Genomic DNA, 12153 nt, shown 5'->3' with positions numbered 1-12153 from the left:
TTACCCCTTTCACCATAAAATAAGATTTTAATAACCATTTTTCCAACTCACGTCATTTTCTTACGTTATAATTAGCATTCATTTTTATATATATGAAGTTCAATTACTGTTAATATAGTAATAACGATTTAAATTTCGGGAGTGTGGATTATGAAAAAAACTAACGTTTTATTTGTCTGCTTGGGGAACATATGTCGATCACCCATGGCAGAAGCAATGTTTAAAAAAATGCTTATAAATAAAGGACTTTCAAATCATTATTCAGTAAGTTCAGCTGCCACCGAAAACGATGAAGCAGGTAGTCGTCCTCATCCTGGTGCTCAAAAAAACATGGACGCTCATCACTTGGATTATAGTGGGAAACAATCCCATCCAATCACCGCTTACGACATTGATAATGCTGATTACATTATTACCATGGATGACTACAATATCAGTGATCTTAAAAAGATGATCCCCAAAAGTCAATGGAATAAGCTTCATTTATGCATGGACATTGTTCCCGGTAAAAAGGGAGTCAACATCGTTGATCCTTGGTATACCCATCGATTTGAGGATACCTATCAAATGCTGGATCAATCTTTGCCCTTGTGGCTAAAGTACATGCAAGAACATCATAACAGCAAACAGGAAGGAAGCGAATCATTTGAATCAGAATAAAGCCCAAATCTCTGATCCGGTTCCTTCAGAAATATGGCACAAAAACCTAGTAGCACTATGGTTTGGGATGTTCATGAATGGATTAGGTTTTAGTGAAGTCATGCCTTTTCTCTCCCTGTTCATCGCTACCCTAGGCCACTATAATTCTAGTCAACTAAGTATCTATAGCGGGCTTGCTTTCTCAGCCTCTTTCATTGTTACCGCCGTCGTCTCCCCCATTTGGGGATCTTTGGCTGACAGATACGGACGAAAAGTGATGCTTTTACGAGCATCACTTGGAATGGCAATCTGTCTAATATTGATGGGCTTTGTTACTGCTGTTTGGCAGTTAATTGCCCTTCGATTTATTCAAGGAATCTTCTCTGGATACATGAGCAATGCCAACGCCTTACTTGCGACTCAGGTACCAAAGCGAGAAAGTGGGAAAGCCCTTGGAATTTTAACCACCGGCAACGTCTCAGGAACCCTTTTTGGTCCCTTCATTGGCGGAATCTTAGCTTCTGTCTTTAGTTATCGTCTTACCTTCTTCATTACTGGTGGTTTACTCATTTCCGTCTTTTTTGTCACGCTATTTTTCGTTAAAGAACACTTTAAACCAGTTGCAAAAGAAGATAACCTATCTACCAAACAGGTTATTTTCGAACTTTCAAACGTCAAACTGATTTTTGGAATGTTCTTGACCACCCTGATTATTCAAGCCTCTAATTTCTCCATTTCACCCATTCTGTCACTGTACGTCAAAGAAATCATGCACAATAGTCCTCAAGTCACCTTTTACAGTGGAATTGTTGCCGCAGTTCCGGGAATTGCCACGCTTTTTGCTGCCCCCAAACTGGGAGCATTAGGCGATCGAATCGGGACCTCCAAGATTATGCTAGGCGGTTTCATCTTTGCCATCTTGGTCTATATCCCCATGGCGTTTGTAACCAACGTCTGGGAATTAATGGGACTCAGATTTCTGATTGGAATCTCCAACGCCTGTATGTTACCTGCCGTTCAAACCATTTTAGCTAAAAACACCCCATCTAACGTTACCGGTCGAATCTTTAGCTGGAACCAGTCCATGCAAGCAGCTGGAAACTGTATCGGACCCATCATCGGCTCCATTGTTTCTTCTTTGTTTGATTACTCAAGTGTGTTCATTTCAACCGCAATCCTTGTCTTCATTAACTTTTTGTTAGTATTAAACGAAACCAGAAACGAACAGAAGACCGTAAACTAAATTTAGACAAAAAAAGAGCCAACTAGAAGTTGGCTCTTTTTATTTATTATTATTTGTCGGCAAGACCATATTTCTTGTTGAAACGATCGACCGCACCATCCGCTTGGTTGAACTTTTGCTTACCAGTGTAGAATGGATGTGAATCAGATGAAATTTCAACTCGGATTAATGGGTAAGTGTTGCCGTCGTCCATTTTGACGGTTTCATCAGAGGTTGCAGTTGAACCAGTAATGAACTTAAATCCAGTACTTGAATCTTGAAAAACAACTTGATGAAAATCTGGATGAATTCCTTTTTTCATAATATTTCGCTCCTTTTGCCCTAAACACAGTTCAGAGATTGATTATCGAATATAACATCAACCATAATAGCTTAACATTATTTTTTGACGTACGCAATAGGACCCAGGCGTTAGTCGTCCTGGTCAATCATCTGGACGTTAGCGTGTAGATTGGTTAATTTATTAGTAATATTATCATATCCGCGTAAAATATTGTCCGCATTTTCAATGACGGTCTTACCACTAGCCATCAGCCCAGCAATGACCAAGGATGCCCCAGCGCGGATCTCTCCGGCTTGAACGGTTGTCCCATGGAGGTTCTCACTCTTACTAATAATAATTGAATTATCAGTTGGATTGACCTTGATATTAGCCCCCATCTTCTGGAGCTGGGCAATGTGATTCTGACGTTCCGGATAAATCGTATCGTGAATCACACTATCCTCGTCTGCTTTAAACAGCATGGGGGTAATTGGTTGTTGTAAATCCGTTGCAAATCCTGGAAATGGTGCCGTTTTAATCTCGATACCATTTAATTTCCCAGTCTTTGGAACATAAATACTGTCTTCGCCAACTTCTAATTGAACGCCGGCTTCAATCAACTTAGCCGTGTAGGCTTGTAAATGCTCAGGAATTACGTTCTTAACGTTAATTCCCTTCCCAACAGCGGCGGCTAACGTCAAATATGTCCCCGCTTCAATTCGATCAGGGATAATCGTATGCGTCGCCTTGGCCTGGAGATGATCAACGCCTTGAATCCTGATGACGTCGGTCCCAGCTCCTCTGATCTTAGCTCCCATACTATTCAAAAACGATGCAATATCAATGATTTCCGGTTCTTTAGCGGCATTACTAATGGTAGTAACCCCATCAGCCTTTACCGCTGCTAGAATCGTGTTGATCGTCGCTCCAACCGAGACCATGTCAAAGAAAATTGAAGCCCCATGAAGTCCATTTTCCGTTGCATTAATATCGACCGAATCATCACTTTCATTGACTTCAGCACCCAAGGCCTTAAAGGCGCGAATGTGCTGGTCAATTGGCCGTGGCCCAATATTGTCTCCACCAGGGAAACTAATCGTGGCACGATGAAACTTGCCAAGAAGCGCTCCCATAAAATAATAGGAAGCACGTAGACTTTTAATTGCTTTACCGGGCAACTCACCCTCAAGTATATTAGTTGGATCAATGTTTAAGACACCATCTGAAAAATCAGATGTTACGTTCATCGACTGGAGGATTAGCATGAGATTATGCACATCCAGGATATCGGGAACCATGTCAAGTTCCACTGGACTATCCGCCAAAATAGCGGCCGGTATCAAAGCGACCGTACTATTCTTAGCTCCGCCAACGGTAACGTCGCCATATAGAGGATGTCCTCCTGATATTTTTAGTATCGTCATAATTGGTAATCCTCACTTATATCATATCTTTTAATAATAATCATAGGAAAGTTTTCACCAAAACACAATACAAAATCAGAAATTATTTTATTAAGATTATAAAGAAGCCTGGTTACTTCTTGTGATTATGCATGTGTTCTTTGTCGGCAGCGGCGACAAACGCCTTGAATAATCCCTCGGGACGATTTGGACGTGATAAAAATTCGGGATGGTATTGTGCTGCAACGTAGAAGTGATTATCAGGAACTTCGACCACTTCAACCAAGTGATCATCTGGTGAGGTCCCAGAAATAACTAAGCCAGCATCTTCCAGGTCTTTTCTAAATTTATTATTGAATTCATAACGATGACGATGACGCTCTGAGATTTCCTTTTTGTTGTCGTATGCGGCGGCGGCTTTACTCCCTGCTTTTAACTTAGTCTTATAAGCACCCAAGCGTTGGGTTCCACCAGCATCAGTAACATCATTTTGATCGGCCATGAGATCAATCACATTGTGCTTAGTTTGCGGATCAAATTCAGTTGAGTTGGCATCCTTATAACCCACAACGTCTCTAGCATACTCAATGGTAGCAATCTGCATTCCAAGGCAAACACCTAAATAAGGAACATCATTTTCTCTAGCATATCGAGCGGCTTGAATCATTCCTTCGACCCCTCGATTACCAAATCCACCAGGAACCAAGATTCCGTCCATTCCCTTTAACTTCTTAGAAACGTTGTCTCTGTTAATCGTACCCGCATCAACCATGTGAATGTTAACCTTATCATCAGCAGCATAACCGGCATGTTTTAAAGCTTCATTGACGGACAAATAAGCATCGTTTAGATCAACATACTTACCAACAATGGCAATGTTAACCTCGCCCTTGAGATTTCTGATGTGCTTCTCCATCTTCTTCCAGTCTTTCATGTCAGCCTCTGGAGCTTTAACGTTAAAGTGCTTTAAAATCTCATCGTCCATGTCCTGTTTTTGAAAACTAAGCGGGATTTGGTACAAGTTAGGAGCATCGATGGACTCGATGATATCCTTAACCGGAACATCACAGAACATGGCAATTTTTTTCTTCATCTCATCACTAACTGGTTTCTCAGCACGAAGAACCAACATATCGGGTTGAATGCCAATTCCCCTTAATTCTTTAACACTGTGCTGGGTTGGTTTGGTTTTCATTTCCTTTGCGGCGTGCAAGTACGGAACAAGCGTAACATGAATATAAAAAGTATTCTCGTCACCGACTTCATGTTTCATCTGACGGATGGCTTCCAAAAACGGTAGGGACTCGATGTCTCCAACCGTTCCACCAATTTCTGAAATAACGATATCAGCGTCCGTGCTTTGAGCGGCACTCATAATCTTTTGTTTAATCATTCCAGTAATGTGAGGGATGACCTGAACGGTTCTCCCCAGATAATCTCCGTGACGTTCTTTTCTTAAAACTTCTTCATAGATTTTACCGGTCGTAAAGTTAGAGTACTTGTTTAAATTGTTATCAATAAAACGTTCGTAATGACCTAAATCAAGATCAGTTTCAGCACCATCATCGGTAACAAAGACTTCTCCGTGTTGATAAGGATTCATTGTTCCCGGATCAATGTTGATATATGGATCAAATTTTTGGATCGTAACGTTAAAACCACGATTCTTCAATAATCTTCCGATTGAAGCCGAAACAATTCCCTTTCCTAAGGAAGAAACTACTCCACCGGTTACAAAAATATACTTAGTCATGCTTAACTCCTCCATCAAATTTAGGTTACAACATAAAAAAAGCTCCCCATTCATTGAATAGGGAGCGGTTACTTATTCGAAATACTTCACATGTCTGTAAAGTGCCCAAATAGTATGTTAAGGGATTCTACATAATTAGTCAAGTTTAATCATTGTCGTCGTCATCATCTTTTTTATCGTCATCGTCATCTGGATTGACCTCTGAGAGGTCGCCTTCAACACCATCATCATCGTCAATGGCGTCATCATCAGTATCAGGATTTTCTTCATCAAGATCCTTATGATACTTATCCTTGTCGTCAGGGGTATCATCAAAATCATCCTGATCTTCTGGATCATCGTTATCATAGTCGATCACATCATCATCGTCAGCTGCATCAGCCATAAAAGCATTCACCTTACGATGCTTTTTGGGAGTATTACCGTTGTCTTCTTCACCTTCATTGATGGTGGCTTCATTAATTGATTCATATGGGTACCAAGTACGAAGACCCCAAACGTTATTGCCAAGGGAAATAAAACTCCCATCAACATTAAGGTCTGTGTAGAATTGAGGTAAACGATCACGAATTACTTGGTTGCTGTCCCCCAAGTATTTTTGTACTTCGTTGGTTAAATCAACGAATGACATGGTTTTACCAGCATCAGCTAAAATTGCATGAGCCACTTCAACCATTGATAATTCGCTTTTATCTTGCTTGTCTAATTCTTTAAGTTCCAATTCGACCACGCCTTTCTAGATTCCTAACAGACTAATAATACTAGTTTAACATTTAAATTGCAATTTGACTCGATAGTCGCCGACTTTCTGTCCGTCGGTGTACAACTCATAGTTAATCTCAATCATTTGCCATCCGTTTTTATCATCTCTAGATTGTTTAATGCTAGTGGTATGTGCCCCAATTTTCAAATTACCAAATGGCGTTCGGTACAAGTCTTCGATTGTTTCGTTCGGTTTAAAATGAAGTTCAAGATGATTTTTGCCAGCACGAGTTAACCGAATCGCATCTTTTTCAATCCGGTAGGTGACAGGAACGTCCGGTTGTCCGTCAACGTGTTCAACGTAACGTAAATAACGATAGCCGTTGAGCATAACTAGTTGCCCATTTTCTTTAAAATGATGGTGTTCGACGTTTTCGTCCTGTTTTATTTCGATTGCAATCTCAACTTGAACTTTTTCGATCTTTTCGTTTTCTGCCAAAAATATCACCTCACAAATTTGATTTTACGCCGTTAGCAATGGAAATGCACTAACTTTGAGTTTGTCATGACGTTTATTTTTATTTCAGTTATAATGAAGAGAGATTAGTATAAGTGGAGGTCTTTTATTGAAGTATTACAATCAACCATTGAAATATGACAAAGTTTTTCGTGACCCAGTTCTGGGTCACGTTTACGTTGAACACCAAGTAATTCTTGATCTCATTAATACGCCTGAATTTCAACGTCTAAGACGAATCAAGCAGTTAGGAACTACTTCATTAACCTTTCACGGAGCAGAACACACCCGATTTAGCCACTCTTTAGGAGTGTATGAAATTACTAGACGAATTTGTGATAATTTTAAGCGAAATTATCCGTCTAAAAAAGCGGGTGATGGCTTATGGGACGATTCAGAACGAATTGTGGCCCTGTGTGCCGCTCTACTTCACGACGTTGGTCATGGAGCTTATTCACATACGTTTGAACACATTTTTCACACCAATCACGAACAGATTACTCAGCAAATCATCACTTCAAACGAAACGGAAATTAACCACGTCTTAAGTGAGGTCGGTCCTGATTTTCCCGAACGCGTCGCCAGTGTCATTAACAAGACCTATGACAATCCGCAAGTCGTCCAAATGATTTCAAGTCAAGTTGATGCCGATCGGATGGACTACCTTCTAAGTGATTCATATTACACCGGAGCACAATACGGTAATTTTGATTTGGATCGGATTCTTCAGGTGATGCGTCCGTACTCTGGCGGGATTTGTTTTCGGGCAAGTGGTTTACACGCGATTGAGTACTACATTGTTTGTCGTTTTCAAATGTATCAACAAGTATACTTCCATCCCGTCTCACGTTCGATGGAGGTTATTTTAAGTCACCTACTGATGCGGGCAAAAGAATTAGCGTTACAACCTAAGAGCACCTTTAAGCCTAGTCTTTTAATGCCAATCTTTTCTAATAACTATTCCCTAGATGATTATTTACAAATTGACGATGGGGTGCTTAACACCTACTTCGTCATGTGGCGCAAGTCGGAAGATCCGATTCTCTCTGACCTCGCCAAACGTTTCTTAAATCGGCGTCCCTTTAAATCCGCTAAATACAACGATCAGACGGAATTTTTAATCCCTAAGCTACAAAAGATCATTGAAAAAGCCGGATTTAATCCAAAGTACTACACTGCCACTGACAACAGTTTTGATCAGCCCTATGATGTCTACGATCCCAAAAGTAAACATCAAAACGCCCAGATTGAACTGATGGAAAATGATGGTAATTTGGTAGAACTCTCTCAAACTAGTGACCTAGTTCGTGCCATTACCGGAAAACTAATTGGTGACAAGCGTTTTTTCTTTCCACGTGAAATGCTTAAGCCAACAAAAAACGTTGAACTTTTTCAACCTTTATACGATGAATTTCAAAAATACATTGATAATGACAACCTTATAATTCCAAAGGAGAACTAACATGGATATCAAATTAATTGCCATCGATATCGACGGCACCCTATTAAACGAAAAAAATCAATTAGCAAAAGCAACCATCGAAGCTATTACTAAAGCCTGCAATCAAGGCATAAAAGTGGTTCTTTGTACTGGTCGCCCCATTACTGGCGTAAAGCCATACCTTGATAAGCTCGGAATTGACGGAGACGATGAATACGCCATCACTTATAATGGTGCCCTAGTCGAAACGGTTAGTGGCAAAGTGTTAATCAAAGAAACGGTTAAGTATGATGACTTTTTAGAAATTGAAATGATGTCACGAGAAATGGGAGTTCACTTCCAAATCGAAACGGTTGATTCCATTACCACTACCGATCGTGATATTAGTCCCTTTTCCGTTGAAGAAAGCCATCTTGTTTCGATGCCCATCAAATATCGAACTCCTGGTGAAATCACTCGTGACGTCAACATTTACAAACTGATGTACGTTGATTATCCGGACAAGATTACCAAAGCAAAGGGCAATCTACCAAAATCAATCTACGACCGAATGAGTGTCGTTCAGAGTTCACCGGTCTTTCTTGAGTTTATGAACTCAAATTCAAGTAAAGGCAATGCCTTACGGGATCTTTCCGAAAAGCTTGGTTTAAAGCCAGATAACGTCATGGCCATTGGCGATCAGGGGAATGATATTTCGATGATCAAGTTTGCGGGACTGGGAGTGTCCATGGGTAACGGAATCGATGAAGTTAAAAAGAACGCCCAATTTGTTACTAAACCTAATTCAGAAGATGGGGTAGCATACGCCATCAATAAGTACGTTAATCAATAACAAACGAGCGCAAAAAAATAATCTTAGCATTTTAAGCTAAGATTATTTTTTATCCATTACTTTTTTTCATCATCCTTACCATAGTCAAACCGATGACTAAACAGCGGACTAACGGGACGATTTTCGTTAATTCTAGTAATTGCGTCTCCAATTAATGGTGCAACTGAAATTTGTTTGATCTTGTCAATTTTTTTATAATCGGGTAACTGAATGGAATCAGTCACAACCAGTTTCTTAATTGGCGAAGCTTCGATTCTTTCGGTTGCTGGCCCTGATAAGACGGGATGGGTACAACATGCATAAACTTCTGAAGCACCAGCATCCATTAAGGCTTGCGCACCTTTCGTAATGGTTCCAGCTGTATCAATCATATCGTCAATCATAATACAACGCTTCCCCTTTACATCCCCAATGATGTTCATAACTTGAGCAACGTTGGCTTTTGGGCGACGCTTATCAATAATAGCAATTGGAGCCTTTAAAAACTCAGCCATGGCACGAGCTCGACTCACCCCACCATGATCAGGTGAAACAACTACCGCGTCTTTTGCGAGTCCGTTCTTGATGAAGTAGTCAGCAAGAAGCGGTGCCCCCATCAAATGATCAACGGGAACATCAAAGAATCCTTGAATTTGAGCAGCATGTAAATCAAGGGCTACCAAACGTGTGATTCCATCTTTTTCCAGCATGTCTGCCACTAACTTAGCGGTAATTGGTTCACGACTTCGTGCTTTTCGATCTTGTCTAGCGTAACCATAGTATGGAATAACCACGTTAATGGTTTTGGCACTTGCTCTTCTTAAAGCATCGATCATGATTAATAATTCCATTAAATTATCATTAACGGGATCAGAAGTTGATTGGATAATATAAACGTTATCGCCACGAATGCTTTCTTCAATATTAATTTGAATCTCACCATCGCTAAAGCGACTGACGGAAGCTTTTCCCAAGGGAACTCCCACTCGTTTAGCAATCTTTTCTGCAAGCGGACGATTTGAATTTAAAGAAAAAATCTTTAATTTTGGATCAGCATACTTTTCAGCCATTATAACCCCCACATTTTTTTCCTACCTAATCAATTCCATTATATTATTTTCAGAAAACAATTTCACTATTTAGCTCAAATTAATTAGCGCCTTTAAAGGGAAGTTTTTTATAATAACCCGGCTTGTTAGTCTGGCGCTCTCTAGCAATTCCCATGTCGTACTGATCCATGTCGTCGGTAATGGTCGAACCAGCCGCAATAAAAGTATGATCAGCGATGTGGACTGGGGCGATCAAGTTGGAATTACTTCCAATAAAAGAATCATCACCAACCGTTGTGGTGTGCTTATGGGCTCCATCGTAATTCGCAAAAATCACTCCGCAACCAATATTAATGTGTTTACCGAGTTTAGCATTGCCAACGTAAGTCAGATGACCCATCTTGGTTCCCTCGCCAATGGTGGCACTTTTGACCTCACAGAAGTTGCCAATGTGAACATTCTTTTCAATCTTAGCACCCGGTCTTAAATGACTATCTGGTCCGATATCAGAACCTGGCATCATCTCAGAATCTTCAATTACCGAAGAGAAGACCTTAACGTTATCATGAATTTTACTGCCAGAAATTTTAGAGTGGGCACCAATGATACAATTACTACCGATTTCCGTCCCATTTTGAAGTTGAACTCCTGGTTCAATAATGGTATCCTGACCAATTTTAATGTCACTATCAATATAGGTATCATCGGGATTAACAATCGTAACACCATTTTGCATGTGCTGACGATTAATCCGGGCTTGCATAATTTGAGTGGCACGGGCCTGAGCGACCCGATCGTTTACACCCATCGATTCATTAAAGTTCGCCATTTTGTAGGCAGCAATTGTGTGACCTTCATTTTTTAAAACTTCAATGGCATCAGTTAAATAATATTCACCCTGAGCGTTATCATTATTAATCTTGTGCAAAGCCTCAAATAACGAATGATTATCAAACACGTAAACCCCAGTGTTAATCTCATGAATGGCTTGCTCTTCCGGCGTAGCATCCTTTTGCTCCACGATCTTTTCTACAATCCCAATGTCATTTCTAACAATCCGGCCATAACCAGTCGGATCAGGAGCTTTAGACGTCAAAATGGTCGCGGTGGCCTTTTTTTGTTCGTGATACTCAAAGAGTTGCTTAAGAGTAGAGGAGGTAAATAATGGAGTATCACCACTAATAACTAACGTCTCACCATCTGAGTTCTTTAAAAGTCCTTCAGCTCGTGCAACGGCATCGCCAGTCCCAAGTTGTTTATCTTGGACGACGTACTCACAACGATTGCCAAGTTCGTTTTCTACATCTTCAGCACCGTAACCAACAATCGTGATGATGTTATCCATATCTAACTTGGATACCTGCGTCAAAACATGGTCAACCATTGATTTCCCACAAATTCGGTGGAGAACTTTATATAACTTGGACTTCATCCGGGTGCCCTTACCAGCCGCTAAAATAATCGTATTCTTTGAACTCATTTTTGTTCCCCTTGTAATTAATTTTTAATTTGTACTCCCAAAAATTTTTTGGGCATAATTGCCAGGTTTAATCTCAATCTGATCATCTTTAATATCCATTTTAAGTAATGAAGTAAAATCAGTAACCTTTCTGTGACCTGGGTCATCGGTTTCAACAAAAACCGTACTGCCCACTAGATGACAATCAAACTCATCAATCAGGGACGTCAGACCAGAAATCGTTCCGCCACCACGCAAAAAATCATCAACAATCAAAACGTTAGAACCTGGCTTCAGGCTTCTTTTTGAGATTGTCATTCGTTTAACTTCTTGACTAGATGCCGAAACGTAGTTAACACTCACGGTCGACCCCTCAGTAATTTGAGAGTCGTGCCTAGCAATTACCAGTGGCACATTTAAATACGTGGCAGAAGCTTCGGCAACTGGAATTCCTCTCGTTGCCACCGTTAGTACTGCGTCAACTTTCTGAAACAGGTATTGGGTGGCAATGATCCGCCCAATGGTTTTCAACTTCTCCGGTTGGCCTAAAATATCGGACATATAAACATAACCACCAGGAAGATAACGATCGTTATCGTTTAAGATGTCAGAGACCTCTTTAATAAACTGATCAGCCGCCTCTTTTAAAATGTATGGCGTAAATTTGGCGCCCCCAGAAGCTCCGGGAACGGTCTCAACCAGACCAATCCCACGTTGTTGAAATGCTTGCTTCACAATGGCTAAGTCCTCACTAATGGAAGATTTAGCAGAATTGTAGCGCTTAGCGAAAAAAGTTAATGGTACTAATGTATGAGGACGGTTTAATAGATAGTTTGTCATATCTACTAATCGTTCACTTCTTTTAAATTTCATG

12 protein-coding genes are annotated in these 12153 nt (G+C 40.4%); 4 read left to right on the top strand and 8 right to left on the bottom strand.

From position 1 onward, the window contains the following. Positions 1 to 150 precede the first annotated feature (150 nt). Positions 151 to 660 (top strand): low molecular weight protein-tyrosine-phosphatase, encoded by a 510-nt coding sequence (locus AC6UD0_RS04935; RefSeq protein ID WP_500708311.1) that lies wholly within the window; start codon positions 151 to 153, stop codon positions 658 to 660. Then, positions 647 to 1882, top strand: coding sequence for a multidrug efflux MFS transporter (locus AC6UD0_RS04930; protein WP_500693986.1), 1236 nt, complete (start codon positions 647 to 649; stop codon positions 1880 to 1882). The genes AC6UD0_RS04935 and AC6UD0_RS04930 overlap by 14 nt, the downstream gene beginning before the upstream one ends. Before the next feature lie 49 nt (positions 1883 to 1931). Here the strand turns inward: AC6UD0_RS04930 and AC6UD0_RS04925 are convergent, their stop codons facing one another. From AC6UD0_RS04925 to AC6UD0_RS04905, 5 genes are all read right to left on the bottom strand, one after another. Continuing rightward, the gene (locus AC6UD0_RS04925) at positions 1932 to 2183 is read right to left on the bottom strand and encodes a type B 50S ribosomal protein L31 (protein ID WP_500693987.1); all 252 of its coding nucleotides are present in this window, start codon (positions 2181 to 2183) and stop codon (positions 1932 to 1934) included. Positions 2184 to 2293: 110 nt separating this feature from the next. Beyond that, positions 2294 to 3568, bottom strand: a complete 1275-nt coding sequence (murA, locus tag AC6UD0_RS04920; RefSeq protein ID WP_500693988.1) for a UDP-N-acetylglucosamine 1-carboxyvinyltransferase — start codon at positions 3566 to 3568, stop codon at positions 2294 to 2296. Between the two features lie 112 nt (positions 3569 to 3680). Beyond that, positions 3681 to 5300, bottom strand: a complete 1620-nt coding sequence (gene pyrG / locus AC6UD0_RS04915; protein WP_500708309.1) for a CTP synthase — start codon at positions 5298 to 5300, stop codon at positions 3681 to 3683. Positions 5301 to 5445: 145 nt separating this feature from the next. Beyond that, entirely contained in the window at positions 5446 to 6021 is a 576-nt protein-coding gene (gene rpoE, locus AC6UD0_RS04910; protein ID WP_500695768.1) for a DNA-directed RNA polymerase subunit delta, read from the bottom strand. Positions 6022 to 6066: 45 nt separating this feature from the next. Further along, the gene (locus AC6UD0_RS04905; RefSeq protein ID WP_500708308.1) at positions 6067 to 6501 is read right to left on the bottom strand and encodes a YwiB family protein; all 435 of its coding nucleotides are present in this window, start codon (positions 6499 to 6501) and stop codon (positions 6067 to 6069) included. 127 nt (positions 6502 to 6628) lie between these two features. Here AC6UD0_RS04905 and AC6UD0_RS04900 point away from each other — a divergent pair, with 127 nt between their 5' ends. Both AC6UD0_RS04900 and yidA read left to right on the top strand, forming a co-directional pair. Further along, positions 6629 to 7981 carry an HD domain-containing protein gene (locus AC6UD0_RS04900; protein WP_500693992.1) on the top strand — a complete coding sequence of 451 codons (1353 nt, stop codon included), beginning with the start codon at positions 6629 to 6631 and terminating at the stop codon, positions 7979 to 7981. Position 7982: 1 nt separating this feature from the next. Beyond that, positions 7983 to 8792, top strand: a complete 810-nt coding sequence (gene yidA / locus AC6UD0_RS04895) for a sugar-phosphatase (protein ID WP_500693993.1) — start codon at positions 7983 to 7985, stop codon at positions 8790 to 8792. A 56-nt stretch (positions 8793 to 8848) separates the two neighbouring features. Here the strand turns inward: yidA and AC6UD0_RS04890 are convergent, their stop codons facing one another. The 3 genes from AC6UD0_RS04890 to purR all read right to left on the bottom strand — a co-directional run bounded on the left by AC6UD0_RS04890 (position 8849) and on the right by purR (position 12152). Next, positions 8849 to 9841, bottom strand: a complete 993-nt coding sequence (locus AC6UD0_RS04890; RefSeq protein WP_500693994.1) for a ribose-phosphate diphosphokinase — start codon at positions 9839 to 9841, stop codon at positions 8849 to 8851. A gap of 79 nt (positions 9842 to 9920) precedes the next feature. After that, positions 9921 to 11300, bottom strand: coding sequence for a bifunctional UDP-N-acetylglucosamine diphosphorylase/glucosamine-1-phosphate N-acetyltransferase GlmU (gene glmU, locus AC6UD0_RS04885; RefSeq protein ID WP_500696922.1), 1380 nt, complete (start codon positions 11298 to 11300; stop codon positions 9921 to 9923). 24 nt (positions 11301 to 11324) lie between these two features. Continuing rightward, positions 11325 to 12152: a pur operon repressor gene (purR, locus tag AC6UD0_RS04880; RefSeq protein WP_500693996.1), complete on the bottom strand. Its 828-nt coding sequence runs from the start codon at positions 12150 to 12152 to the stop codon at positions 11325 to 11327. Position 12153 lies beyond the last annotated feature (1 nt).

Source organism: Fructilactobacillus sp. X7R9C1, from assembly GCF_059901005.1.
This window is presented reverse-complemented; position numbering and strand designations above follow the sequence as displayed.

Coding starts and splice junctions, on each gene's coding strand:
- AC6UD0_RS04935 (WP_500708311.1), top strand. CDS start 151: ATGAAAAAAACTAACGTTTTATTTGTCTGCTTGGGGAACATATGTCGA.
- AC6UD0_RS04925 (WP_500693987.1), bottom strand. CDS start 2,183: ATGAAAAAAGGAATTCATCCAGATTTTCATCAAGTTGTTTTTCAAGAT.
- murA (WP_500693988.1), bottom strand. CDS start 3,568: ATGACGATACTAAAAATATCAGGAGGACATCCTCTATATGGCGACGTT.
- pyrG (WP_500708309.1), bottom strand. CDS start 5,300: ATGACTAAGTATATTTTTGTAACCGGTGGAGTAGTTTCTTCCTTAGGA.
- yidA (WP_500693993.1), top strand. CDS start 7,983: ATGGATATCAAATTAATTGCCATCGATATCGACGGCACCCTATTAAAC.
- AC6UD0_RS04890 (WP_500693994.1), bottom strand. CDS start 9,841: ATGGCTGAAAAGTATGCTGATCCAAAATTAAAGATTTTTTCTTTAAAT.
- glmU (WP_500696922.1), bottom strand. CDS start 11,300: ATGAGTTCAAAGAATACGATTATTTTAGCGGCTGGTAAGGGCACCCGG.
- purR (WP_500693996.1), bottom strand. CDS start 12,152: ATGAAATTTAAAAGAAGTGAACGATTAGTAGATATGACAAACTATCTA.